Source organism: Streptomyces litchfieldiae, assembly GCF_031845365.1.
Taxonomy (GTDB): Bacteria; Actinomycetota; Actinomycetes; order Streptomycetales; family Streptomycetaceae; genus Streptomyces; species Streptomyces litchfieldiae.
Genome location: NZ_JAVREL010000021.1, coordinates 23103 through 47182 on the forward strand (window position 1 = coordinate 23103; position 24080 = coordinate 47182).

The 24080-nt window shown below is 70.7% G+C and carries 24 protein-coding genes; 10 read left to right on the top strand and 14 right to left on the bottom strand.

Annotation, left to right across the window (positions count from 1 at the left end; genetic code table 11):
* The first annotated feature begins 152 nt into the window (after window positions 1-152).
* Entirely contained in the window at window positions 153-683 is a 531-nt protein-coding gene (locus RM590_RS28400; protein WP_311707595.1) for a DinB family protein, read from the top strand.
* A gap of 223 nt (window positions 684-906) precedes the next feature.
* Here the strand turns inward: RM590_RS28400 and RM590_RS28405 are convergent, their stop codons facing one another.
* Entirely contained in the window at window positions 907-1155 is a 249-nt protein-coding gene (locus RM590_RS28405) for a hypothetical protein (protein WP_311707697.1), read from the bottom strand.
* 883 nt (window positions 1156-2038) lie between these two features.
* Between RM590_RS28405 and RM590_RS28415 the strand changes: the two genes are divergently transcribed.
* From RM590_RS28415 to RM590_RS28435, 5 genes are all read left to right on the top strand, one after another.
* Window positions 2039-3997 carry a rhamnogalacturonan lyase gene (locus RM590_RS28415; protein ID WP_311707596.1) on the top strand — a complete coding sequence of 653 codons (1959 nt, stop codon included), beginning with the start codon at window positions 2039-2041 and terminating at the stop codon, window positions 3995-3997.
* Between the two features lie 623 nt (window positions 3998-4620).
* Entirely contained in the window at window positions 4621-5937 is a 1317-nt protein-coding gene (locus RM590_RS28420) for an ABC transporter substrate-binding protein (RefSeq protein WP_311707597.1), read from the top strand.
* Between the two features lie 45 nt (window positions 5938-5982).
* Complete coding sequence (locus RM590_RS28425) at window positions 5983-6945, top strand: carbohydrate ABC transporter permease (protein WP_311707598.1); 963 nt, start codon at window positions 5983-5985, stop codon at window positions 6943-6945.
* Window positions 6942-7853 (top strand): carbohydrate ABC transporter permease, encoded by a 912-nt coding sequence (locus tag RM590_RS28430; protein WP_311707599.1) that lies wholly within the window; start codon window positions 6942-6944, stop codon window positions 7851-7853. Before RM590_RS28425 ends, RM590_RS28430 begins: the two co-directional genes overlap by 4 nt.
* A gap of 5 nt (window positions 7854-7858) precedes the next feature.
* Complete coding sequence (locus RM590_RS28435) at window positions 7859-8461, top strand: hypothetical protein (RefSeq protein WP_311707600.1); 603 nt, start codon at window positions 7859-7861, stop codon at window positions 8459-8461.
* A gap of 16 nt (window positions 8462-8477) precedes the next feature.
* On the opposite strand, the gene RM590_RS28440 is transcribed toward RM590_RS28435, so the two are convergent.
* Entirely contained in the window at window positions 8478-9359 is an 882-nt protein-coding gene (locus RM590_RS28440; RefSeq protein WP_311707601.1) for a LysR family transcriptional regulator, read from the bottom strand.
* Between the two features lie 77 nt (window positions 9360-9436).
* Between RM590_RS28440 and RM590_RS28445 the strand changes: the two genes are divergently transcribed.
* From RM590_RS28445 to RM590_RS28455, 3 genes are read left to right on the top strand one after another with little or no spacing between them, the layout of a single operon-like run.
* Window positions 9437-10177, top strand: a complete 741-nt coding sequence (locus tag RM590_RS28445; RefSeq protein WP_311707602.1) for a succinate dehydrogenase — start codon at window positions 9437-9439, stop codon at window positions 10175-10177.
* Complete coding sequence (locus RM590_RS28450; protein ID WP_311707603.1) at window positions 10174-12132, top strand: fumarate reductase/succinate dehydrogenase flavoprotein subunit; 1959 nt, start codon at window positions 10174-10176, stop codon at window positions 12130-12132. The genes RM590_RS28445 and RM590_RS28450 overlap by 4 nt, the downstream gene beginning before the upstream one ends.
* The gene (locus RM590_RS28455) at window positions 12129-12872 is read left to right on the top strand and encodes a succinate dehydrogenase/fumarate reductase iron-sulfur subunit (protein WP_311707604.1); all 744 of its coding nucleotides are present in this window, start codon (window positions 12129-12131) and stop codon (window positions 12870-12872) included. The genes RM590_RS28450 and RM590_RS28455 overlap by 4 nt, the downstream gene beginning before the upstream one ends.
* A gap of 132 nt (window positions 12873-13004) precedes the next feature.
* On the opposite strand, the gene RM590_RS28460 is transcribed toward RM590_RS28455, so the two are convergent.
* The 12 genes from RM590_RS28460 to hisD all read right to left on the bottom strand — a co-directional run bounded on the left by RM590_RS28460 (window position 13005) and on the right by hisD (window position 23211).
* Window positions 13005-14018, bottom strand: a complete 1014-nt coding sequence (locus RM590_RS28460; RefSeq protein WP_311707605.1) for a pectate lyase family protein — start codon at window positions 14016-14018, stop codon at window positions 13005-13007.
* A 12-nt stretch (window positions 14019-14030) separates the two neighbouring features.
* Complete coding sequence (locus RM590_RS28465) at window positions 14031-15047, bottom strand: pectate lyase family protein (protein ID WP_311707606.1); 1017 nt, start codon at window positions 15045-15047, stop codon at window positions 14031-14033.
* Window positions 15048-15133: 86 nt separating this feature from the next.
* On the bottom strand, window positions 15134-16144 hold the full coding sequence (locus RM590_RS28470) for a pectate lyase family protein (protein WP_311707607.1): 1011 nt from the start codon (window positions 16142-16144) through the stop codon (window positions 15134-15136).
* Window positions 16145-16154: 10 nt separating this feature from the next.
* Window positions 16155-17228 (bottom strand): pectate lyase family protein, encoded by a 1074-nt coding sequence (locus RM590_RS28475; protein WP_311707608.1) that lies wholly within the window; start codon window positions 17226-17228, stop codon window positions 16155-16157.
* Between the two features lie 260 nt (window positions 17229-17488).
* Window positions 17489-18259 carry an imidazole glycerol phosphate synthase subunit HisF gene (gene hisF, locus RM590_RS28480; RefSeq protein WP_311707609.1) on the bottom strand — a complete coding sequence of 257 codons (771 nt, stop codon included), beginning with the start codon at window positions 18257-18259 and terminating at the stop codon, window positions 17489-17491.
* A complete protein-coding gene (locus tag RM590_RS28485; RefSeq protein WP_311707610.1) occupies window positions 18256-18645 on the bottom strand; it encodes a Rid family hydrolase in 390 nt (129 codons plus the stop codon). Before RM590_RS28485 ends, hisF begins: the two co-directional genes overlap by 4 nt.
* Window positions 18642-19361, bottom strand: coding sequence for a bifunctional 1-(5-phosphoribosyl)-5-((5-phosphoribosylamino)methylideneamino)imidazole-4-carboxamide isomerase/phosphoribosylanthranilate isomerase PriA (priA, locus tag RM590_RS28490; RefSeq protein WP_311707611.1), 720 nt, complete (start codon window positions 19359-19361; stop codon window positions 18642-18644). The genes RM590_RS28485 and priA overlap by 4 nt, the downstream gene beginning before the upstream one ends.
* Window positions 19361-20014, bottom strand: coding sequence for an imidazole glycerol phosphate synthase subunit HisH (gene hisH, locus RM590_RS28495; protein ID WP_311707612.1), 654 nt, complete (start codon window positions 20012-20014; stop codon window positions 19361-19363). Before hisH ends, priA begins: the two co-directional genes overlap by 1 nt.
* A gap of 2 nt (window positions 20015-20016) precedes the next feature.
* On the bottom strand, window positions 20017-20175 hold the full coding sequence (locus RM590_RS28500; protein WP_311707613.1) for a hypothetical protein: 159 nt from the start codon (window positions 20173-20175) through the stop codon (window positions 20017-20019).
* Window positions 20172-20762 (bottom strand): imidazoleglycerol-phosphate dehydratase HisB, encoded by a 591-nt coding sequence (gene hisB / locus RM590_RS28505; RefSeq protein WP_311707614.1) that lies wholly within the window; start codon window positions 20760-20762, stop codon window positions 20172-20174. The genes RM590_RS28500 and hisB overlap by 4 nt, the downstream gene beginning before the upstream one ends.
* Window positions 20759-21877: a histidinol-phosphate transaminase gene (locus RM590_RS28510; protein ID WP_311707615.1), complete on the bottom strand. Its 1119-nt coding sequence runs from the start codon at window positions 21875-21877 to the stop codon at window positions 20759-20761. The genes hisB and RM590_RS28510 overlap by 4 nt, the downstream gene beginning before the upstream one ends.
* Window positions 21874-23211 carry a histidinol dehydrogenase gene (gene hisD, locus RM590_RS28515; RefSeq protein WP_311707616.1) on the bottom strand — a complete coding sequence of 446 codons (1338 nt, stop codon included), beginning with the start codon at window positions 23209-23211 and terminating at the stop codon, window positions 21874-21876. The genes RM590_RS28510 and hisD overlap by 4 nt, the downstream gene beginning before the upstream one ends.
* Window positions 23212-23302: 91 nt before the next feature.
* On the opposite strand from hisD, the gene RM590_RS28520 reads away from it, so the two are divergent.
* The gene (locus RM590_RS28520) at window positions 23303-24064 is read left to right on the top strand and encodes an LON peptidase substrate-binding domain-containing protein (RefSeq protein ID WP_311707617.1); all 762 of its coding nucleotides are present in this window, start codon (window positions 23303-23305) and stop codon (window positions 24062-24064) included.
* The last annotated feature ends 16 nt before the right edge of the window (window positions 24065-24080 follow it).

The window sequence follows — 24080 nt, forward strand, 5'->3', positions numbered from 1 at the left end:
GCGGCGAGTTTGCCGGTGCGTACGCGCCTGGCGGCCGGCCCGCGACGAATGGCTCCGCAGGCGCACGAAAGAAAACCTGGCTGCACCCGGGACCGGCCTGCCGCAGGATGAGGTCTGCGTTACGTTGACCGGGAGCGTGAGAGGGGCCGCGGGTGGCGAGGGAAGACGGGTGGCAGAGACTGGCCTTGGGGCTCTTCCGGCGCGTTCGGAGTGAGTTGATCAAGTCGGTGGACGGTGTCGGGGAGGCCGCCCTCGACTGGAGGCCGTCACCCGGCAGCAACGGCATCGGGTGGCTCGCCTGGCACGTCGCACGAGGTCAGGACCGGAATCTGTCCGAGCTCATGGGCGCCCCCCAGCGGTGGCTGTCGGATGGCTGGGCCGATCGCTTCGGTCGTCCCGCGGATCCGTCCGACACCGGTTTCGGGCACTCGGCCGCGCAGGCGGCGGCTTTCCGCAGCCCGGGAAGCCAGGTCCTGCTCGCCTACCACGGCGCCGTCCACGACCTGGCGGAGCGTTACCTGCGGGCGGCACCTGACGACGATCTCGGCCGGATCGTCGTCAGCCCCACGCTGGGCAACGAGCACACGGTCGAGGAGCGCTTGCGGGGTCTGCTCACGGACTCCCTCGCACACCTGGGGCAGATCGCCATGCTCCGCGGTCTCATGCCTGACGGCACCCATTGACGGTCCTCAATCGGCCGCGGGGAAGTACGAGTCCGCGTACAACTACCGCGGAAACGCGTGCCCGGCGACCTGTTCACCCGTGATCGGCAAAGCGGCCTCCCCATCCCGGTGGAAGATCTGACGCGGATCACGCACCAGGCGACTGACAGCCCGCGGCCCACCGCCGGTGCCTCGGTTCCGGTCATCCGGTGGCCGGACTTCGGTGCGAAAGGGGCGCTCGGGCTCAGTGCCGTGCTCGGTAGGGCGGGAACCTCGCCGAATCGGAGAAGTCCTGGTCGGCGTCGGGCCAGCGGCGGCGCAGGACGGCGGCGATACGGCGGATCCAGGAGGTGAGGCGGGGCACGGCCCGGTGGGTCTCGGCGGTGTGGGCGGCGGCTTCCAGCGTCGCGATGAGCTGGAGCCGGCTGAGGTCCCCCGGTGAGCGGGTGTCGAGCGTGGCGAATCGCTGGAGGCGAATGAGCGCCCAGGACACGCAGGCCGCGGCAAGGCCGTCCCGTACCGCCGGTCGTCCTCGGCCTCCGGGATGCCTCGAGCCAGGGCGCGGCGGTAGTGGTCGGCGAGACCCGTGGTGGCCGGATCGCCCACCGTCAGCCAGGCCGGGCCGGGAACGTACAGGCACACGGCATCGGTCAACGCGTGGGTGTAGCCGGCGAATTCGAAGTCGATGAGGCGGGCGTCGGCGGGCCCGGAGGCGTGGAGCAGGATGTTGTTGGCTTCCGAGTCGCCGTTGCTCAGGGCGAGGAAGGGGCCGGGAGCGGCCAGCTCGCCCATGGCCGCGGCGAGTTCGTGGGCAGCCCGGCCGTCGAGGGGCGCCCCGAGTGCCGAGGCGTGTGCGATCGCTTCGTCGCGGAGCGGGGCGAATCGTCCGGCCCGGTCCCCCGCGGCGTCAACCGGTCCCAGCCCGGCCCGGCGGGCGTAGTAGGTGTCGGACCGCCCCGCGGTGGCCGCGCTCAGCGCGCCGCGGGCGCGGGCGAACGCGGTCAGTCGCTCGCCGTGCGCTGCCGCTCCGTCCCGTCGAAGCAGCCGGTCCAGGGCGACGCGGGGCGAGAGATCTTCCAGGACGAGGAAACGGGCGGTCATGTCGGCGGCGATGACCGGCCCAACGCCCCCACGCCGTCCGCCCGTTGCGATTCCGGCCACCGGCCGCTGCCGCCCGCAGGGCACACCGCCCGCTCACACAGGCTTGCACAACTCTTGACGAATCCGATCAACCGTTGCCACACTCCGGTGCAGCCGAAAGCGCTTGCTATCGGTGTCGTTCCCGGGCCACCTGCACGGCCCATGAATGAATCGATTCATAAATCGATCCCCCGTCTCGACGGAGTCCCTCGTCCGAGGAAGCAAAGGAGCACCGGATGGGCAGGAGAGCCGCCGTCCCCGTGACCGGACGCAACAGACACAGACCCCTCGCCGTCGCCGGCCTGGCCGGACTCGCCGCGTTCGCCGCCGTCGCGGTGACGCTGCCCGGGCCGGCCAGCGCGGCCGGTGCGCCGGTCCGTGCCATGGAGAACCTGGACCGCGCCCCGGTGGCCGTGACCACCGAGGACGGTGTCTTCGTGAGCTGGCGGATGCTCGGTCTCGACCGGGAGAACATCGCCTTTCACGTCTACCGCGACGGTGAGCGCATCACCCGCACCCCGCTGAGCGGCGCCACCAGCCTCACCGATCCCGACGGCACCACCGAGTCCGTCTACCGCGTCCGGACGGTGGGCGGCGGCCAGCCGCCCGAGTGGACGGACGAGTTCGGCGTGTGGGCCGAGCAGTACCGCGACATCCCGGTCAACCGCCCGGCGGGCGGCGTCACCCCGACCGGGGAGGCGTACACCTACCACCTCAACGACGCCAGCGTGGGCGACCTCGACGGCGACGGCACCTACGAGATCGTGCAGAAGTGGGAGCCGAGCAACGCCAAGGACAACTCCCGCTCCGGCTACACGGGCAACGTCATCGTCGACGCCTACACGCTCGACGGCGAGCAGCTCTGGCGCATCGACCTCGGCCGGAACATCCGGGCCGGCGCCCACTACACCCAGCTCATGGTCTACGACCTCGACGGCGACGGCCGCGCCGAGGTCGCGATGAAGACCGCCGACGGCACGGTGGACGGCACCGGCACCGTGATCGGTGACGCGAACGCCGACCACCGCAACAGCGGCGGGTACGTGCTCTCCGGCCCCGAGTTCCTGACCGTCTTCGACGGCGAGACCGGCGCGGCCGTGGACACGGTCGACTACGTGCCCGGCCGCGGGGACACCTGCTCCTGGGGCGACTGCTACGGCAACCGCGTCGACCGTTTCCTGGCGGGCGTGGCCTATCTGGACGGCGAACACCCCTCCGTCGTCTTCGCGCGCGGTTACTACACGCGCACCACGCTGGCCGCCTTCGACTTCGACGGAGAGTCGCTTCAGGCGCGCTGGACGTTCGACTCGGACGAGTACGGCGACGAGTACGAGGGACAGGGCAACCACAACCTGTCCGTCGCCGACGTCGACGGCGACCACAGGGACGAGATCGTCTACGGCTCGCTCACCATCGACGACGACGGCACTCCCCTCTACAACACCGGTCTCGGCCACGGCGACGCCGCGCACGTCAGCGATCTCGACCCGAGCCGGCCGGGGCTGGAGGTGTTCGCCGTCCACGAGAGCATGAGCGCGTCGGGCAACCGGGGCGCCACGTTCCGGGACGCCGCCACCGGCGAGATCCTCTACGACATGCCCGCCAGCCGCGACATCGGGCGCGGCACGGCCGGCGACATCGATCCGACCCACGCTGGCGCCGAGGGCTGGGCGGTCACCGCGACCGGCGCGTGGAACTCCCGCGAGGGCGAGCTGCGCGCGGCCGACGGCACCCTGCTGGGCAACACCATCCCGTCGGCCAACCACATGATCTGGTGGGACGGCGATCCGCTGCGCGAGATCCTCGACCACACGTTCAACGAGGCCAGTGACCCCGCGGGCGTGCCGTACATCGCCAAGTGGGACTGGGAGAACGGCGCGCAGAACGAGATCTTCCACCCCGAGGGCACGTACACCAACAACTGGACCAAGGGGAACCCCGTGCTCCAGGCCGACCTGTACGGCGACTGGCGTGAGGAGGTCATCTACCGCACCCAGGACGAGTCGGCGCTGCGGCTCTTCACCACCACCGAGGAGACGGACCTGCGCCTGCGCACCCTGATGCACGACCCGCAGTACCGCCTCGGGGTCGCCTGGCAGAACGTGGCCTACAACCAGCCGCCGCACCCGGGCTTCTTCATCGGGGCGGACATGGACCGTCCGGCGCGACCCGCCATCCGGTATGTGACTGGTTAGCCAGCGCTGAATGGTTAGGTCCTGTCCGGTCGGTCGATGGGGGTCCCCCCGGACGGAGTCTGGGGGAGGATCAGCCCCTGGCTCCCCCAGGCCCTCGGGGGCCTGGGAGGTACCCCCATGACGCGGTGCTCCCCCAGGCCCTTGGGGGCCTGGGAGGTACCCCCAGCAAGGCACCGGATCGCCACTCGTACGCATGGGGCACCTCCCAGCCGCCAGGCTGGGGGACGTACTCGCGCGATTCGGCTGGGGGCACCTCCCTGGGGGCACCTCCCAGCGTTAGCTGGGGGAGAAGTCTGGGGGAGCAGCGAGGTGCCGTGTATGGCGGCGTGGGCCCGGCAAGATCGGCCGGACAGGGCCTGCACGCCGGGCCGCCCGGAGGATCCCGGGCGGCCCGTGCCACCACTGTTACCGCGTGCAACTGCTGTAACTTGCAACAAATCTGAGGCCGTTGACAGAGGTCGTAAGGACCGCAACGGCGTTTCCGAATAGTTACCCGCCGTCCGGTTGCCCCCGCCGACCCCGACGGTATTGTAACGATTCACTTCGGGTGCCGCCGGGGGCTGAGAAGGCTGTGACACCGCTCCTGAAGTGCTGTTACGCATTGGCAGAGCAGGGAGGCTCCTATGTCAATCAGAAAGACCGCGATGAGTGGTCTCGCCCTGGCCCTCGCGGGTTCGCTGGCACTTACCGCGTGCGGTGGTTCCGACAGCGACAGCGGTGAGGGAGGTGGCGACATCACGCTCAACTTCACCTGGTGGGGTGCGGACGAGCGCGCCCAGCGGTACGAGGCCGCGATCGACCTCTTCGAGGAGGCGAACCCGAATATCACGGTTCAGACCAGCTTCGCGGAGTTCCAGGACTACTGGACGCAGCGCAGCACGGACGCCACCTCCGGGGAGCTGCCGGACGTCATGCAGATGGACGTCTCGCGCCTGCTGGAATACGCCAATCAAGGCCTGCTGTACGACATGAGCGAATTCACCGACGGCGGCTCGCTCGACGTTTCTCAGATAGACGAGGAACTGCTTTCCTCCGGTGAGGCCAACGAGCAGCTCGTGGCGGTGCCCACCGGCACGAACACGCTGGCCCTCATGTACAACCCGGACCTGCTGGCGGAGCTGGGCATCGACCCGCCGGAGTGGGACTACACCTGGGAGGAGTACAACGACTTCATCGCCGAGGTCAGCGCGGCCGGCGCCGACATGGACCCGCAGGTGTACGGCGGCGGCGACTACACCATGACGTGGTGGCTGTTCATGGCGAACCTCATCCAGCAGGGCATCGAGCCGTTCGCGGAGAACGGCGAGATGAACTTCACCGAGGACGACCTGCGCGACTGGATCAACACCGCGGAGCCGATCCGCTCGCCGGAGGACGTCACCTTCCCGGCCGAGCGCGGTGAGCAGCTTCTGCCCAAGAGCGGCTTCACCAGCAACGAGGCCGCGGCGGAGTTCCACTGGGACAACTTCCTGCACTCCTACTCCACCGACCTGGGCAGCGAGAACATCCAGCTCCTGCCGCTGCCGTCGGGCCCGGACGGGCAGAAGCACGCGTTCTTCAAGCCGACCATGCAGCTCGCCATGGGCGCCAACTCCGAGCACCCGGAGGAGGCCGCGCAGTTGATCGACTTCCTCATCAACGACCCGGAGGCGGGCCAGATCATCGGCACCGACCTGGGCATCCCGGCCTCGTCGGGCCGCCTGGACGCCCTGGATGTCGAGGAGGGCAGCCTGGACCAGCGGATCATCGAGTTCGAGCAGCGGCTGCGCGACGAGGGCAACGCGACCGCCACCGTGCCGTTCCAGCCGGAGGGCTTCGGTGCCCTGGAGACCGAGTATGTCGAGGTGCTGGGCCAGGAGTTCAGCTTCCGGCAGATCGACGTGGACGAGTTCGTCGAGCGCTTCTTCTCCGAGGCCGAGAACCTGCTGGTGACCTCGTGACGTCCCGCACCGACCCGACGTACGGATGATGAACGGAAGCTCCGCATGACCCTCGCCCATGAGGCGTCCCGGGCACCGGAGACCGGCAAGCTCCCGCGACGGCCGCAGACCAAGCGGCCGTCGCGGCGGGCCGCCGAGAGCCGGGCCGGCTACGCCTTCCTCGCTCCCTGGCTGCTGGGCTTCATAGCCCTGACGGCCGGGCCCATGATCGCCTCGCTCTACCTGGCGTTCACCAACTACCACCCCATTCGCGGCGGCGAGTGGATCGGCTTCGACAACTTCACCCGCCTGATCGACGACCCGCGGTTCATGGACTCCGTCGAGGTCACGCTGACCTACGCGGTCGTCGGCACGCCGATCAAGCTGGCCGCCGCGCTGGGCGTGGCCATGCTGCTGAACAACCGGCGGCGCGGCAAGGGCCCCTACCGCTCGATGTTCTACGCCCCCTCCCTGATCGGGGCGAGCGTCTCCATCGCCATCGTGTGGAAGGCGATGTTCAACGACGAGGGCATCATCGACGACATGGGTGCCTTCTTCGGCACCTGGAACGGCGGCTGGGTCGGCGACCCGGGCAAGACGATGCCGATGATGATCCTGCTGGCCGCCTGGCAGTTCGGCGCGCCGATGGTGATCTTCCTGGCCGGTCTCAAGCAGATCCCCGGTGAGCTGTACGAGGCGGCGGAGGTGGACGGGGCGGGCGCGTGGCGCAAGTTCACGCGGATCACGCTGCCGATGCTGTCGCCGGTGCTGTTCTTCAACCTGGTGCTGGAGACGATCCACTCCTTCCAGATCTTCGGCTCCGCGTTCATCATCTCCGGCGGGCGCGGCGGTCCGGCCAACTCGACGCTGTTCTACACGCTGTACCTGTACCAGCGCGGCTTCGGCCAGGGGCAGTTGGGCTACGCCGCGGCGATGGCCTGGCTGCTGGTCATCGTGGTGGGCATCATCACGCTGATCTTCTTCCGCACCTCGCGGTACTGGGTCCACTACTCCGGGGAGGGCCGATGAGCGCCACCACCCTCACTGACCGGCCGACCGGGCAGCGGCCGGAAGCGGATCAGCTCCAGCGGCGCGCCAAGCGGCGGCGCACCCTCCGGACGGTGGGGTTCCACCTCTTCGTGTGGGCGCTGCTCGTGGTCATGCTCTACCCGGGCGTGTGGATGCTGCTGTCGTCGTTCCGGCCGACGGACAAGATCATCGGCGAGACGGGACTGATTCCGGACGAGACCACGATGGACAACTTCCGTTCGGCGCTGGACGGAATCGGTGGCATATCGTTCTGGAACTACTTCGGTAATTCGGTGTTCCTGGCCGTCGGTTCGGTGATCGGCGTCTGTCTGTCGTGTTCGGTGTCGGCCTACGCCTTCGCCCGCATCGAGTTTCCGGGGCGGAAGCTCTTCTTCTCCCTGATGATCGGAACGCTTCTGCTGCCGTTCCACGTGGTGATCATTCCGCAGTTCATCATGTTCAACGAGATCGGCTGGACGGATTCCTATCTGCCGCTGCTGGTCGGCAAGTTCCTGGCGGCCGACGCGTTCTTCGTCTTCCTCATGGTGCAGTTCATGCGGAACGTGCCGCGGGAGCTGGACGAATCGGCGCGCATCGACGGCGCGGGGCATCTGCGGATCTTCTACTCGATCATGCTGCCGCTGATGCGGCCGGTGCTGGCGACGGCGTCGATCTTCGCGTTCATCTGGAGCTGGAACGACTTCCTGGCGCCGCTGATCTATCTGCGCAGCCCGGACAAGTACCCGCTGCCGCTCATGCTGCGGCAGTTCGCCGACCAGACGAGTGTGTCGGACTACGGCGGCCAGATGGCGGCGGCGATGCTGGCGCTCGTTCCGGTGCTGATCTTCTTCATCCTCTTCCAGCGCTATATCGTCGAGGGTGTGGCCACGCAGGGACTGAAGGGCTGAGCACCATGGACCGCACGGCGAACCGGCGGTGGAACACCGGCCTGGCCCTCTTCGGCGAGGTCGTCATCACCGGTGCCCTGGTCGCGTTGCTGGCTCTGCCGGTCGTCACCGCCCTTCCGGCGCTGGCGGCCGGCACGGCGCATCTGCGGCGGCATCTGTCCGGGGACAGCGTGCGGGTGGCGGAGCTGCTGCGGGACTTCGCGGCGGCCTGCCGCGCCCTGTGGCTCGCGGGGCTGGCGTTCACCGGCGTCGCGCTGGTGCTGCTGTGGAATCTGTCGCTGGCCCAGGCCGGGGTGATCCCCGGCTCGGGCGGCATGCAGGCCGTCACGCTGGTCCTGCTGGCGGCGTGGGCGGTGCTGCTGCTGCGCACCGCGGCGGTCTGGCGGCCGGGCGCGGATGCCGCGGGCGCCGTGCGGGAGGCCGTCGGGCGGGCCCGGGAGGATGTGGCGGGCTCGGTGCTGCTGGCGTTCGGCTGGGCGCTGTGCGCGGTGTTCGTCTGGATGCTGCTGCCGCTGTTCCTGCTGACCGGCGGGCTGCTGGCGCTGGCCGCGGTGGCGGTCGAGGCGCGGGCCGCGGCCCGGGCGGAGCCGGCCGATCCGGACGCCTGACGCACACGCGCGGCGTTCAGCGGCGGTGACTCAGCAGGATGCGCTGGAGTTCGCGGGCCGCGCGCGGCGGTGAGACATCGCCCCGGTGGGCCACCGAGATCGTGCGGTGCAGCCCGGGCGGGGCGAACGGGGTGGCCCGCAGCCCGGAGCGGTCGGCGACCATGCTGGGCACCACGGCCAGCCCCAGCCCGGCCCGCACGAAGCCGAGCACGGCGTCCATCTCGCCGCCCTCGACGCTGAACGCCGGCTCGAAGCCCGCGCCGTGGCAGGCCGCGAGGGTCAGCTCCCGCAGGTCGTAGCCGTGCCGGAACATCACCAGCGGCCGGTCCCGCAGGTCCCCGATGCCGATGTACCGGCCGGGCACCGGCGGTGGGGCGGCCGGTGAGGAGATGACCACCAGCTCCTCGCGCAGCAGCTCCTCGGTGGTCAGCGCCGGGGCCTGCCCGGGCACCGGGGTGATGATCAGCGCGAGGTCCAGCTCCCCCGCCGCGAGGATCCGCACCAGGTCCTGGGAGCCGTCCTCGTGGACGAACAGCTCGACGCCCGGATAGCTGTCGCGGAACGTCCGCAGCACGCCGGGCACCAGGCTGGCGCACAGGCTGGGCGTGGCGCCGAGCCGCACCCGGCCGCGCCGCAACTGGGCCACCTCCTGCACCTCGCGGCGGGCCGTCTCCGTGTCGGCCAGGATGCGCCGGGCCAGCGGCAGCAGCGCCGCGCCGGCGTCGGTCAGCGAGATGTGGCCGCGCGCGCGGTGGAACAACTCGGCGCCCAGCTCCCGCTCCAGGGCGCGGATCTGCTGGGAGAGCGACGGCTGGGCGACGTGCTCGCGGCGCGCCGCCCGGGTGAAGTGCCGGGTCTCGGCGACGGCCGCGAAATACCGGAGCTGCTGCAACTGCATGTCGATAGCCTACGCCTATCGGAATCAGCAGTTCTATGTCTTGGACTGATCCTCCGGGTCCGCCCTACCTTCGGATCATGGCTTTGGCGACGCGCACTGATCGCCGTTCCCCGGCCCCTCGGCAGACACCTCCGGTCCGCCGCGGGCCCGGCTGGCGACGGCTGTGGGACTCGACGATCGGCAAGAAGACGGTCATGGCCGTCAGCGGCTTGATCATGCTGTCCTACCTGATCGCGCACATGGTGGGGAACCTGAAGGTCTTCTTCGGCCCCGACGACATGAACGGCTACGCGCACTGGCTGCGCACCATCGGCGAGCCGGTGCTGCACTACGAGTGGTTCCTGTGGATCATGCGGGTCGCCCTGGTGGCCGCCGTGGTCGCGCACGCAGTGGCCGCGTACCAGCTCAGCCGCCGGGACCTGGCCGCCCGCCCCGTGAAGTACGTGCACCAGCGCGGCCGCACGAGCTACGCCACCCGTACGATGCGCTGGGGCGGGGTGATCGTCGGGCTGTTCGTCGTCTGGCACATCCTCGACCTGACCACCGGCACGGTGAACCCCAACGGCGAGCACGGCCGCCCCTACGAGAACATCGTCGCCACCTTCGACACCTGGTACGGCAACGTCATCTACATCGTGGCGATGCTCGCCGTCGGCCTGCACATCCGGCACGGCTTCTACGGCGCCGCCCAGACGCTCGGCGCGGGCAGCGCCACCCGTGACCGGCTGCTGAAGGTCTCCGCCAACGGTCTCGCCCTCGTTCTGACCGCCGGCTTCCTCTCCGTACCCATCGGCGTGATGACGGGAGTTGTGGAATGACCACGCACCACGGCAGCTACCTCGACTACACCACCGGCGAGCCGCTGGCCGACACCGCCGCCCCCGCCGGCGCGATCGCCGAGCGCTGGGACCGGCGCCGCTTCGAGGCCAAGCTGGTCAACCCGGCCAACCGCCGCAAGCACACCGTCATCGTGGTGGGCACCGGCCTGGCCGGCGGCGCGGCGGGCGCCACCCTGGCCGAACAGGGCTACCGCGTCATCCAGTTCTGCTACCAGGACTCCCCGCGCCGCGCCCACTCGATCGCCGCGCAGGGCGGCATCAACGCCGCGAAGAACTACCGCAACGACGGCGACTCCATCCAGCGCCTCTTCTACGACACCGTCAAGGGCGGCGACTTCCGCGCCCGCGAGTCCAACGTGCACCGGCTCGCCCAGGTGTCCGTGGAGATCATCGACCAGTGCGTCGCGCAGGGCGTGCCGTTCGCCCGCGAGTACGGCGGCCTGCTGGACACCCGTTCCTTCGGCGGCGTCCAGGTCTCCCGCACCTTCTACGCCCGCGGCCAGACGGGACAGCAGTTGCTGCTCGGCGCGTACCAGGCGCTCTCCCGCCAGATCGCCGCGGGGAACGTGGAGATGCACCCGCGCACCGAGATGCTGGACCTGATCGTGGTGGACGGCCGCGCCCGCGGCATCGTCGCCCGCGACCTGATCACCGGCCGCGTGGACACGTACATGGCCGACGCCGTGGTGCTGGCCACCGGCGGCTACGGCAACGTGTTCTACCTGTCCACCAACGCGAAGAACTCCAACGCCACCGCCATCTGGCGCGCCCACCGGCGCGGCGCGTACTTCGCGAACCCCTGCTTCACCCAGATCCACCCCACCTGCATCCCGCGCTCCGGCGACCACCAGTCCAAGCTGACGCTGATGAGCGAGTCGCTGCGCAACGACGGCCGCATCTGGGTGCCCAAGGAGGCCGGCGACACCCGCGCGCCCGCCGACATCCCCGAGGACGAGCGCGACTACTACCTGGAGCGGATCTACCCCTCCTTCGGCAACCTGGTCCCCCGCGACATCGCCTCCCGCGCCGCGAAGAACGTCTGCGACGAGGGCCGCGGCGTGGGCCCCGGCGGCCAGGGCGTCTACCTGGACTTCGCCGACGCCATCGCCCGCATGGGCCGCGAGGCGGTGGAGGCCAAGTACGGGAACCTCTTCGAGATGTACGAGCGCATCACCGCCGAGGACCCCTACCGGGTGCCGATGCGGATCTACCCGGCCATCCACTACACGATGGGCGGCCTGTGGGTGGACTACGACCTCCAGACCACCGTGCCGGGCCTGTTCGCCATCGGCGAGGCCAACTTCTCCGACCACGGCGCCAACCGGCTGGGCGCCTCCGCGCTCATGCAGGGCCTGGCCGACGGGTACTTCATCCTGCCCGCCACGCTGGCCGACTTCCTCGCCCGGCACCCGCACGAGGAGGTCTCCCCCGAGCACCCGGCGGTCACCGAGGCCGTGTTCGAGGTGACCGACCGCCTCTACACCCTGCTGTCCAACAACGGCGACCGCACCCCCGACTCGTTCCACCGGGAGCTCGGCGAGCTGCTGTGGGACGAGTGCGGCATGGCCCGCAGCGAGTCCGGGCTGCGCAAGGCGCTGGACCGCATCCCGGCCCTGCGCGAGGAGTTCTGGCGGCGCGTCAAGGTGCCCGGCACCGGCACCGAGCTCAACCAGTCCCTGGAGAAGGCCAATCGCGTGGCCGACTATCTGGAGCTGGCCCAGTTGATGTGCCTGGACGCCCTGCACCGCGCCGAGTCCTGCGGCGGCCACTTCCGCGAGGAGAGCCAGACGCCCGACGGCGAGGCCGCGCGGAACGACGAGGAATTCTCCTACGCGGCAGCGTGGGAGTACGGAGGGGAGGGCGCGCCGCCCGTCCTGCACAAGGAAGACCTCGTCTTCGAGTACGTCCACCCCACCCAGCGGAGCTACGCGTGAACCTCACCCTGCGCATCTGGCGGCAGTCGGGACCCGACGCCAAGGGCGCCATGACCACCTACGAGGTCAGCGGGATCTCCCCCGACATGTCGTTCCTCGAGATGCTCGACACCCTGAACGAGGACCTGATCCTGCGCGGCGAGGAGCCCGTCGCGTTCGACCACGACTGCCGCGAGGGCATCTGCGGCGCCTGCGGCATGGTCATCAACGGCCAGGCGCACGGCCCGGAGCGGACCACCACCTGCCAGTTGCACATGCGGCACTTCGCCGACGGCGACGTGATCGACATCGAGCCGTGGCGCGCCGCCGCGTTCCCCGTGGTCAAGGACCTGGTCGTGGACCGGTCGGCGTTCGACCGCATCATCGGCGCCGGCGGCTACATCACCGCGCCCACCGGCAGCGCCCCGGAGGCCCATGCCACCCCGGTGCCCAAGGCCGCCGCGGACACCGCGTTCGAGCACGCCGAGTGCATCGGCTGCGGCGCGTGCGTGGCCGCCTGCCCCAACGGCTCGGCCATGCTGTTCACCTCGGCGAAGGTCGTCCACCTCAACGTCCTGCCGCAGGGCGCCCCGGAGCGCGAGAGCCGCGTGCTGGACATGGTGGACACGATGGACGACGAGGGCTTCGGCGGCTGCACCAACACCGGGATGTGCACCACGGTCTGCCCCAAGGGCATCCCGCTCGCGTCCATCACCACGATGAACCGCGAGTACCTGCGGGCCGTGCGCAAGGGCGGCTGACCGCCCGGAGACGTGGGGGGTGGCCCTGCCCGAACGGCAGCACGGATGGGAAGAGCGGCCCTCCGTGCCGGGAGGGCCGCTCTCCATACCCTCAACTCCCTTTGGGGGCTGACTTCTTCGGAGCCGAGGGCGTCAGGGACCGACGACGCCGGTGCCCGCGCCGGCCATGACGATCTGTTTGACCTGGGCGGCCGGGTCCAGGGTGAAGTCGTAGAACTCCCCCGGGTCGATGACCTCGCCGCCGGTCACCGCGGGGCCGCACTCGCCCTCGTAGTGGTTGTTCCGCTCGACGATATTGCCCTCCGGACCGGAGTAGCTGTTGGTCATCGGCTCTTCCACGTCCTGGAAGTAGTTGCTCTCCACCAGGCAGCCGGAGTCCGCCTGGCAGGCGGGGCCGGTGTCGCTGTTGTCCAGGAAGTAGTTGTTGAAGATGTGCACCGGATTGCCGAACCGCACCCGGGGGTTGCGCTGCGGGGTCTTGTCGTACCAGTTGTGGTGGTAGGTGACCCGCAGGTATCCGGCGTCCTGGGCCCCGTTGTCGTCGTCGTGGCCGAGGAGCATGTTCTTGGTGTGGTTGTGCGTGTGGTTCCAGGACACGGTGATGTAGCTGGCGCCGCGCTTGATGTCGATCAGGCCGTCGTAGCCCTCCGCCAGATCGTTGTGATCGATCCAGATGTGGTGCGAGTACATCTGGACGTTGATCGAATCGTCGCTGGCGTCCCGGAAGTTCATGTTGCGGATGATGACGTTGTGCACCGCGTCGGCCGACGGCGAGGTGATGCCGTCGTCCACCGGCAGCCCGATGTTGAGGCCGCCGCCGGTGATGCCCGAGTTGGCGCCGACACCGAGGATCGTGGTGTCGGAGCTGACGTCGTACATCCCGGCCGGCAGCGTGATCATGCCGTCGACCAGCACGGTCACCGGGCCGTCGGCGCCGATCGCGGCGATGAAGCCGGCCGCGTCGGAGACCCTGATCTCCGGGCCGCCCGCGCCGCCGGTGGTGCCGTTCTGCCCCAGCGCGGACACGGCGGCGAAGCCGATGGGGGCGTCCGCCGCCACCGCCGGGGCGGCCGTCGCCGGCTGGGCCACGGGGGCCAGGGTGAGCGCGAGTCCGGCGCCGAGCAGCGCCGCCATGAATCTACGCATTCCAGCCCCCGGTCAGCCGAGCTTGCCGACGCCGACGGCGCCGGGGATCAGGCCCGGCAGGTCGGCCGGGTCGTCCAGCGTGTAGTCGTAGTAGGTGCTCGGCTCGGTGACCGTGCCGGCGGACTCGGGGGTGCCGGAGCCGTCGTAGATGTTGCCGCGCTCCACCAGCCGGCCCGGGTCCGACTCGAAGATCTGGATCTTGGTGGGCGACTCGACGTTCTCGAAGTAGTTGGCCTCGACCAGCACGCCCGCGTCCATGGCGGTGGCGACCCCGTAGGAGTCGGTGCCGCCGATGTCCAGGTAGTAGTTGTTGTACACGTGCACCGGGTCGGCGAAGCGGACGCGCGGGTTGCGCTCGGCGGTGCCCTCGAAGAAGTTGTGGTGGTACGTGGCCCGCAGGTTGCCCAGGTCCTGGCTGCCGTTGCCGTCGGAGTGGCCGATCAGCGAGTTCTTCTGCTGGTCGTGGAAGTGGTTGTAGGTGACGGTGACGAAGTCCGACCCGCGCTTGATGTCCAGGGCGCCGTCGGACGCGCCTGACAGGTCGCAGTGGTCGACCCACACGTGGTGGGCGCCGTCGGTGATGTTGATCGCGTCGTCGCCCGCGCCCGTGAACGTGAGGTTGCGGATGATCACGTTGCTGGAGCCGTCGACGTCCAGGCCGCCGCCGGTGATCGCGCCGGAGGAGCCGATGCCGATGATCGTCTTGTCCGAGGCGACGTCCTGCATGCCGTCCAGCGAGATGGAGCCGTCCACCTGGATGATCAGCGCGCCGTCGCTCTCGGCGGCCTCGGCGAACGCGTCGCCGTCGCTCACCATCACGACGGAGCCGCCGGCGCCGCCCGTGGTGCCGTTCTGGCCCTCGGCGTTGACACTGGCGAAGCCGTCCGGCGTCTCGGCCAGCACCGAGGGCGCGAAGGCCGGGGCGGCGGCGGGGCTGGACTGCGCGGTGGGGGCGAGCGCGCCGAGGCCGGCGGTCACGGCCAGCGCGGCGGTGGCGGTGACGGCCAGGGATAAGGGCTTGTTCCGCATGAGGTACTCCATGGGGGTGTCGTGGGGGGTGATGTGGGGGTGTGGGGGTGAAGCAGCACGTGAAGTGCCGGGAGGCGGCCGGAAGTTCAGGCGACGCGGCCGACGCCGACCCCCGCCGGGACGATCCGCGGCAGCGACGCCGGATCGTCCAGCGTGTACGCGTAGTAGGTGCTCGGCTCGGCGACCGTGCCCAGCGTCTCGGGCGTCCCGGACCCGACGTACACGTTGCGGCGCTCCACCACCCGGCCTGGGCCGCTCTCGTCGTAGCCCGAGTAGATGGGGTGGGGCACGTTCTCGAAGTAGTTGCCCTCGACGAGCACGCCCGCGTTCTCGGTGGACGCCACGCCGTAGAGGCTGTTGTTCCGGAAGTAGTTGTTGTAGACGTGCACCGGCTCGGCGAACCGGACGCGCGGGTGCCGCTGGTCCGTGCCGTCGAAGTAGTTGTGGTGGAACGAGACCCGCAGCTTTCCGGTGTCCTGGCTGCCGTTGGAGTCGGAGTGGCCGATGAGCATCGTCTTGCTGTGGTCGTGGAAGTGGTTCCACGAGACGGTGATGTAGTCCGCCCCGCGCACGATGTCGATCAGGCCGTCGGCGCCCGTGCTGAAGTCGCAGTGGTCGATCCAGATGTGGTGCGAGTCCTGCTGGATGCTGATCGCGTCGTCGTCGGCGCCGGTGAAGCGCAGATTGCGGATGATCACGTTCTGCCGGCGGTACATGTCCAGGCCGCCGCCGGCGATCTCGGCGTTCGTCCCGAGGCCGACGATGGTCTTGTTGGACCGCACGCCCTGCTTGCTGCTGATCCGCATGGTCCCCTGGACCTGGATGACGTACGGCTCGTTGCGGTCGCAGTAGTCGAGGAACGTCTCGGCGTCGGTGACGGTGACCACCTCGCCGCCCACGCCGCCCGTGGTGCCGTTCTGGCCCAGGGAGTTGACGCCGGCGAAACCGTCGGCCGTGTCGGCGAACGGCCGCACCGCGGGCGCGGAGCGGGGGCGGGCGGCGGCCCGCGCGGGGCCGGTGGCCGCGGCCAGCGCGGCGGCGGTCGCCGCCGAACCGGCGAGCAGCCGGCGGCGGGTGATCGGGGGCAGCTCGTGCATGGCTTCCTCCTCAGATCTTCCCGACGCCGGCACCGGCCGGCACCAGGGTGGGAACGTCGGCGGCCGGGTCCGCGTCGTAGGAGTAGTACGTGGCCGGCTCCGCGACCGAACCGCGCGTCTCTATCTCGTGGTTGCAGTCCACGAGGATGTTGTCCCGCTGGACCAGCCGGCCCAGATCGCCGCTGAAGTCCACGCGGGCGGGGTTGTTGACGCTGAAGAAGTAGTTGCCCTCCAGCACCACGCCCGCGTCCATGGCCGAGACGACGCCATAGCTGTTCTCGTAGTAGTAGTTGTTGTAGACGTGCACCGTCTCGCCGAAGCGGACCCGGGGGTTGCGCTGGTCGGACGCGTCGAACCAGTTGTGGTGATAGGTCACCCGCAGCCGCCCGTCGTCCTGCGCGGCGTTGTCGTCGTCGTGGCCGAGCAGCAGCGTCTTGTCGTGGTCGTGGAAGTGGTTCCACGACACGGTGACGTAGTCCGAGCCGCGCTTGATGTCCACGGCGCCGTCGTCGCCGTTCGAGAAGTCGTTGTGATCGATCCAGATGTGGTGGGAGAACATCTGCACATTGATCAGGTCGTCGGTCGCACCCGAAAGGGACAGATTCCGGATGATCACGTTGTGCACGGCGCCGGCCGGCGGCGTGGTGGCGTCCTCATCCACCGGCAGCCCGATGTTGAGGCCCCCGCCGGTCAGCGCTGCGTCGTCGCCCAGACCGATGACGGTCTTGTCCGAGGCCACGTTGTGCATGCCGTCGCTGTTCCCGGTCGGCAGCGCGATCGCCCCGCTGACCTGCACGACCAGCGGCTCCGGCCGGGAGATGTAGTCGAGGAACTGCTCCGTGGTGGTCGCGGTGACCACCTCGCCGCCCGCGCCGCCGGTGGTGCCGTTCTGCCCGAGGGCGTTGACCCCCGCGAAGCCGTCCGCCGTGTCGGCGAGCGCCCCGGCCGCGGCGGCCGGCGCGGGCTCCGGCCCGGGGGCCGGGGCGGCCCAGCCGGCCCCGCCGAGCGTCACGACGGTCAGCGCCCCCGCGACCACGGCGGCGGGCAGCGGCCCGCGTCGTTTCCTGCTCCTGGATAACCGCATGGGTGGTACGCCTTCCTTTCCCGAGCACGTGAAGAGGCGGCTCTCGCCTCGCGAAAGGTCTCCGGCATCAGGCGCCTGCCGAAGGATGGTGAAAGGCTCGCCCGGGGGTTCGTCCCCACCCCGGGCAAGCGCTTACCGTCGGACGGTAAGCGCTTGCTACTTCACTGTCAACAGCCCGCGCAGCAGCTCGTTGCGCGGGAGTTGAAAAGAAAAATGGGATAGAAAGCGATTCCCGCGGTCCGGACCAGGCCGGACGCCGGCTAACGAACGGTGTACCCGGCGCCGTTCAGCGCCTGCTTCACCTCGCCGATGCGCAGCTCACCGAAGTGGAAGACCGACGCCGCCAGCACGGCGTCCGCGCCCGCCTCGACGGCCGGCGCGAAGTGCTCCAGCCGCCCGGCGCCGCCCGAGGCGATCACCGGAACGGTCACCACCTTGCGGACGGCCGCGATCATCGACGTGTCGTAGCCGTCCTTGGTGCCGTCCGCGTCCATGGAGTTCAGCAGGATCTCCCCCACGCCCAGCTCACCGGCGCGGTGCGCCCATTCGACCGCGTCCAGCCCGGTGCCGCGCCGCCCGCCGTGCGTGGTCACCTCGAACCCCGAGGGCGTCACCGTGCCCTCCGGGCAGCGCCGGGCGTCCACCGACAGCACCAGCACCTGGCTGCCGAACCGCTCGGCGATCTCCCGGATCAGCTCCGGCCGGGCGATGGCGGCGGTGTTGACCCCGACCTTGTCGGCCCCGGCGCGCAGCAGCCGGTCGACGTCCTCCGTGGTGCGGACGCCGCCGCCGACCGTGAGCGGTATGAAGACCTGCTCGGCGGTGCGGCGCACCACGTCGTATGTGGTCTCGCGGTTGCCCGAGGAGGCCGTGATGTCCAGGAACGTCAACTCGTCGGCGCCCTCGGCGTCATAGATCTGCGCCATCTCCACCGGGTCGCCCGCGTCCCGCAGGTTCTCGAAGTTGACGCCCTTGACGACCCGGCCGCCGTCCACGTCCAGGCAGGGGATGACTCGTACGGCCAGGCTCATGGTGCGGCTCCTCGGTACGCTTCCAGCTCGACTTGCACCAGCACCCGCGAGTCGGTGAAACCGGCGACCACCACGACCGTGGTCACCGGGCGGATGTCGGCGAACAGCTCCTGATGGGCGCGGCCGACCTCCTCCGCGTCGCGGGCGTGGCTGATGTACATCCGGGTGCGGATGACGGATGCGGCGCCGATCCCGAACGGTTCCAGCGCCGCGACGGCCTCGGTCAGCGCCGACCTGGCCTGTTCGTAGGGATCGCCGACGGCGGCCGCCCCGGCCGCCGGCGGCAGCGTTCCCGCGACCAGGACGAGATCCCCGGCCGCCACCGCGCGTGCGGACCCGATGGACTCCTGCCAGGGACTTCCGCTCCGCACACGCTCGATGCTCATGGGGTCACGGCCTCCAACGCCTCCTCCAGGGTGAACGCCCTGGCGTACAGCGCCTTCCCGACAATGGCCCCCTCGACGCCCTCGGGCACCAGGGTAGCGATGGCCCGCAGGTCGTCCAGGGAGGAGACGCCGCCCGAGGCGACGACGGGGCGGTCGGTGGCGGCGCACACGTTCCGCAGGAGGTCGAGGTTGGGGCCCTGGAGGGTGCCGTCCTTGTTGATGTCGGTGACGACATAACGGGCGCAGCCCTCGCGGTTGAGCCGCTCCAGCGTCTCGTACAGGTCGCCGCCGTCCCGGGTCCAGCCCCGGCCGCGCAGGGTGGTGCCGCGCACGTCCAGGCCCACGGCGACGCGGTCGCCGTGCTCGGCGATCACCTTGGCCACCCAGTCCGGGGACTCCAGCGCGGCGGTGCCCAGGTTGACCCGGGTGCAGCCGGTGGCGAGCGCGGCGGCGAGGGTGTCGTCGTCGCGGATGCCGCCGGACAGCTCGACCTTGATGTCCATGGCGCGGGTGACCTCGGCGATCCGGTCCCGGTTGTCGCCGGTGCCGAACGCGGCGTCCAGGTCCACCAGGTGCAGCCACTGGGCGCCGGCGCGCTGCCAGGCGAGGGCCGCCTGGAGCGGGTCGCCGTAGGAGGTCTCCGTGCCGGACTCACCGTGGACCAGGCGGACGGCCTGGCCGTTGCGGACATCGACGGCGGGAAGCAGTTCCAGCATCAGAGGGTCTCGATCCAGTTGGTGAGGAGGCGGGCGCCGGCGTCTCCGGACTTTTCGGGGTGGAACTGGGTGGCCCACAGCGGCCCGTTCTCCACGGCGGCGATGAACGGCTCGCCGTGGGTGGACCAGGTGACCTTCGGGGCGGTCAGGGCCGCGGTGCCGCCGCTGTCGGCGGGCAGCTCCCAGTCGTGCACGGCGTAGGAGTGCACGAAGTAGAACCGGTCCTCGGGCGACAGTCCGGCGAAGAGCCGGGAGCCCTCGGGGGCGCGGACGGTGTTCCACCCCATGTGGGGCACGGTGTCGGCCTTCAGGGGCCCGACGGTGCCCGGCCACTGGTCGAGCCCGTCGGACTCCACGCCGTGCTCGATGCCCCGGGCGAAGAGGATCTGCATGCCGACGCAGATGCCCAGCACGGGCCGCCCGCCGGCCAGGCGCCGGCCGACCGCCCAGTCGCCGCGGGCGGCGCGGATGCCATTCATGCAGGCGGAGAACGCGCCGACGCCGGGCACCAGCAGGCCGTCGGCGTTCAGCGCGGCGTCCAGGTCGGAGGTGATCTCGACCCGGGCCCCGGCCCGGGCGACCGCGCGCTCGGCGGAACGGACGTTGCCGAAGCCGTAGTCGAAGACGACCACGTTCTTGGTGGCTGTGCTCATGGTCATCCCTCCAGCCGGAGCACGCCGGCGAGCAGGCACAGGCCGCTGGCGATGCCGAGCAGCACGACGACGCCGCGGGGCAGCCCCTGCTTCGCGAACGAGTAGACGCCGCCGGCGAAGAACAGGCCCACGACGATGAGCAGCGTGGAGACTCCGTTCACAGCGCGCCCTTGGTCGAGGGAATCCCCGTCTGCCGGGGGTCGATCTCGCTGGCGTACCGCAGGGCCCGGGCGAGCGCCTTGAACTGGCACTCCACGATGTGGTGCGCGTTCCGCCCGTAGGGCACATGGACGTGCAGCGCGATCTGGGCCTGGGCGACGAAGGACTCCAGGATGTGCCGGGTCATCGTGGTGTCGTAGGAGCCGATCATCGGCGCCATGCCCTCCGGCTCGCGGTGCACGAGGTAGGGGCGGCCGGAGAGGTCCACGGTGACCTGGGCCAGGGACTCGTCCAGCGGCACCGAGGCGTCGGCGAACCGGACGATGCCGCTCTTGTCGCCCAGCGCCTGCCGGAAGGCGGCGCCGAGGGCGAGGGCGGTGTCCTCGATGGTGTGGTGGCTGTCGATGTGCAGGTCGCCCTCCGTCTTCACGGAGAGGTCGAACAGGCCGTGCCGGCCGAGCTGGTCCAGCATGTGGTCGAAGAAGCCGACCCCTGTCGACACATCGACCTTTCCGCTGCCGTCGAGATCGATCTCGACGAGCACCGAGGTCTCCTTGGTGGTGCGCTCCACGCGGCCCACGCGGGTCATTGGCTGATCTCCTTCCGCACTGCGCGTACCGCGTCGAGGAACGCGTCGTTCTCCGCGCGGGTCCCGGTCGTGACCCGCAGCCGCCCCGGCACCCCGTTGTCCCGGACGAGGACACCGTGCTCCAGCAGCCGCCGCCACGCGTCCTGCGCGTCGTCGAAACGGCCGAACTGCACGAAGTTGGCGTCGGACTCGGTGACCTCGCAGCCGATGTCGGTGAGCTCGGTGACCAGCCGGTCCCGCTCGGCCTTGAGCTCCGCCACGTACCCCAGCAGCGTATCGGCGAACTCCAGGGCGGCGTGCGCCGTGGCCTGGGTGATCGCGGAGAGGTGGTACGGCAGGCGCACCAACTGCACGGCGTCGACCACCGCGGCGTCGGCGGCGAGGTAGCCCAGGCGCAGGCCGGCCGCGCCGAACGCCTTGGACATGGTGCGGGTGACCACGAGCGTGGGCCGGCCCTCGATCAGCGGGAGCAGCGAGGGGCGGTGGCTGAACTCGGCGTACGCCTCGTCCACCACGACCAGCGCGCCGTGCCGCCCCGGCGCGGCGGCCTGGGCCGCCTCGTACAGGGCGAGGACGGTCTCCTCGTCGACGGCGGTGCCGGTGGGGTTGTTCGGGGAACAGATGAACACGACGTCGGGCCGGTGCTCGGCGATGGCCGCGACGGCGGCGGCCCGGTCGATGTTGAACTCCTCGGTGCGCGGCCCGGAGATCCAGCCGGTGCCGGTGCCGCGGGAGATGAGGGCGTGCATCGAGTAGGACGGGTCGAACCCGAGGGCGGTGCGGCCCGGGCCGCCGAACGCCTGGAGGAGCTGCTGGAGCACCTCGTTGGAACCGTTGGCCGCCCACACCTGGGTGGGGCCGACCTGGTGGCCGGTGGTGCGGGAGAGGTAGTGCGCGAGCTGGGTGCGCAGCACCACCGCGTCCCGGTCGGGGTAACGGTTCATCCCGCGGGCGGCGTCGGACACGCGCTCGGTGATGCGGCGCACCAGGTCCTCGGGGACCGGGTACGGGTTCTCGTTGGTGTTGAGCCGGACCGGGACGTCGAGCTGCGGCGCGCCGTACGGGGTCTTGCCGCGCAGCTCGTCGCGGATGGGGAGGTCGTCGATGGGTGTCACTTGCTGTGCGGGGCCTTCCAGTTGTCGAGCCGTACCTTGACCGCGGTGCCGTGGGCGGGGAGGTCCTCCGCCTCGGCGAGGGCGATCACATGGTGGGCGACCCCGGCCAGGGCGTCCCGGTCGTAGTCCACGACGTGGATGCCGCGCAGGAAGGACTGCACGGACAGGCCCGAGGAGTGGCAGGCGCAACCGCCGGTGGGCAGCACGTGGTTGGAGCCCGCGCAGTAGTCGCCCAGCGACACCGGCGCGTGCGGGCCGACGAAGACGGCGCCGGCGTTGCGCACGCGGGCGGCGATCTCGGCGGCGTTCTCGGTGTGGATCTCCAGGTGCTCGGCGGCGTAGGCGTCGGTGACAGCGAGGCCGTGGTCGAGGTCGGTGACCAGGACGACGGCGGACTGCCGGCCGGCCAGCGCCTCGGCGATGCGGGCGTGGTGCTTGGCGGCGGGCACCTGGACGGCCAGCTCGGCGTCCACGGCGTCGGCGAGCGCGGCGGAGGGCGTGACCAGGACGGCGGCGGCCAGCGCGTCGTGCTCGGCCTGGCTGATGAGGTCGGCGGCGATCAGCCGGGGGTCGGCGCTGTCGTCGGCGAGCACGGCGATCTCGGTGGGGCCGGCCTCGGCGTCGATGCCGATGATGCCCTTGAGGAGGCGCTTGGCCGCGGCCACGTAGACGTTCCCTGGGCCGGTGACGAGCTTGACCGGCGGGCACTCCTCGGTGCCGTGGGCGAACATGGCGATGGCCTGGGCGCCGCCGGCCGCGTACACCTCGGTGACGCCGAGCAGCGCGCAGGCGGCCAGGATCGTCGGGTGCGGCAGGCCCTCGCCCCAGTCGTTCCCGGGGGTCTTCTGGGGCGGCGAGGCGACGGCGAGCGAGGCGACGCCGGCCTCCTGGGCGGGCACCACGTTCATCACGACGGACGACCCGTAGGCGGCCTGGCCGCCCGGCACGTACAGGCCGACACGCTCCACGGGCACCCAGCGCTCGGTGACGGTGCCGCCGGGGACGACGCGCACGGTGGAGTCGGTGCGCCGCTGGTCGCGGTGGACGAGGCGGGCGCGCCGGACGGACTCCTCCAGGGCGGCCCGCACGGCGGGGTCGAGCTCGGCCAGCGCGCGGGTCAGCGCCTCGGCCGGGACGCGGGTGCGCTCGATGGTGACCTGCTCGAACCGCCGCGCGTAGTCGATCAGCGCCGCGGTGCCGCGATGGCGCACGTCGTCGCAGATGGGCCGCACCTTCTCCAGGGCGGCCTCGACGTCGAGCTCGGCGCGGGGCAGCAGGTCGCGGTCGATCACGCCCGGGGTGGGCGAATCCCGCAGATCGATTCGGTTCAGCACCTCTCCAGTCTCGCAGACGGCTCTCCGGGGCCGCGGCCGCGTTTCACGATGCGGGCCCTGGGCGGAAGGGCAGCCGATAGGCTGGCCGGTCGTGACGACCACGCGCCTGCCGCTCTTCCCGCTGAACACCGTTCTGTTCCCCGGGCTCGTGCTGCCGCTCAACGTGTTCGAGGCCCGGTATCGCGCTCTGATGCGGGATCTGCTGGAGCTGCCCGGCGACGGGCCACGGCCGTTCGGGGTGGTCGCGATCAGGGACGGGCACGAGGTGGCGCCCAGCGCGCTGGGGCTGCCGGACGGCTCGGAGCCGCCGGAGGCCGGGCCGACGGCCGGGTTCGCGGCGGACCCGATGAAGTCGTTCCACGCCGTGGGCTGTGTCGCGGACGCCTCGACGATCCGGGCCCGGCCGGGCGCCGGGGAGGGCAAGCCGCCGGAGGGCTACGAGGTGCTGGCCACCGGGACGACCCGGTTCCGGCTGGTCTCGGTGGACGCGAGCGGGCCGTATCTCACGGCCGAGGTGGAGCCGCTGCCGGAGGTCGCCGGGGAGGGCGCGGGCGCGCTGGCCTCGGGGGTGCTGCGGGCGTTCCGCTCGTACCAGAAGGTGCTGGCCGGGGCGAACGAACGGACGCTGGCGCCCGGGCAGGAGCTGCCGGAGGATCCGTCGGTGGTGTCGTATCTGGTGGCGGCGGCCACGACGCTGTACACGGGCGACAAGCAGCGGCTGTTGCAGGCGCGGGACACCGCGACCCGGCTGGCCGAGGAGCTGAGAATCCTGCGGCAGGAAACGGCACTGATCAGTAAGCTCCCGTCGGTGCCGGGGGCCGAGTACACGGTGCGCCCCACCAGCCTGAACTGACAGCGGCGAAGGGGGC

Bases quoted from the DNA above. Each gene is read 5' to 3' on its own strand.
- RM590_RS28450 (WP_311707603.1), top strand. From the start codon at position 10,174: ATGACCACGCACCACGGCAGCTACCTCGACTACACCACCGGCGAGCCG.
- RM590_RS28415 (WP_311707596.1), top strand. From the start codon at position 2,039: ATGGGCAGGAGAGCCGCCGTCCCCGTGACCGGACGCAACAGACACAGA.
- RM590_RS28425 (WP_311707598.1), top strand. From the start codon at position 5,983: ATGACCCTCGCCCATGAGGCGTCCCGGGCACCGGAGACCGGCAAGCTC.
- RM590_RS28440 (WP_311707601.1), bottom strand. From the start codon at position 9,359: ATGCAGTTGCAGCAGCTCCGGTATTTCGCGGCCGTCGCCGAGACCCGG.
- RM590_RS28465 (WP_311707606.1), bottom strand. From the start codon at position 15,047: ATGCGGAACAAGCCCTTATCCCTGGCCGTCACCGCCACCGCCGCGCTG.
- RM590_RS28430 (WP_311707599.1), top strand. From the start codon at position 6,942: ATGAGCGCCACCACCCTCACTGACCGGCCGACCGGGCAGCGGCCGGAA.
- RM590_RS28475 (WP_311707608.1), bottom strand. From the start codon at position 17,228: ATGCGGTTATCCAGGAGCAGGAAACGACGCGGGCCGCTGCCCGCCGCC.
- hisH (WP_311707612.1), bottom strand. From the start codon at position 20,014: ATGAGCACAGCCACCAAGAACGTGGTCGTCTTCGACTACGGCTTCGGC.
- RM590_RS28420 (WP_311707597.1), top strand. From the start codon at position 4,621: ATGTCAATCAGAAAGACCGCGATGAGTGGTCTCGCCCTGGCCCTCGCG.
- RM590_RS28470 (WP_311707607.1), bottom strand. From the start codon at position 16,144: ATGCACGAGCTGCCCCCGATCACCCGCCGCCGGCTGCTCGCCGGTTCG.
- RM590_RS28445 (WP_311707602.1), top strand. From the start codon at position 9,437: ATGGCTTTGGCGACGCGCACTGATCGCCGTTCCCCGGCCCCTCGGCAG.
- RM590_RS28485 (WP_311707610.1), bottom strand. From the start codon at position 18,645: ATGAGCATCGAGCGTGTGCGGAGCGGAAGTCCCTGGCAGGAGTCCATC.
- priA (WP_311707611.1), bottom strand. From the start codon at position 19,361: ATGCTGGAACTGCTTCCCGCCGTCGATGTCCGCAACGGCCAGGCCGTC.
- hisB (WP_311707614.1), bottom strand. From the start codon at position 20,762: ATGACCCGCGTGGGCCGCGTGGAGCGCACCACCAAGGAGACCTCGGTG.
- hisF (WP_311707609.1), bottom strand. From the start codon at position 18,259: ATGAGCCTGGCCGTACGAGTCATCCCCTGCCTGGACGTGGACGGCGGC.
- RM590_RS28435 (WP_311707600.1), top strand. From the start codon at position 7,859: ATGGACCGCACGGCGAACCGGCGGTGGAACACCGGCCTGGCCCTCTTC.
- RM590_RS28460 (WP_311707605.1), bottom strand. From the start codon at position 14,018: ATGCGTAGATTCATGGCGGCGCTGCTCGGCGCCGGACTCGCGCTCACC.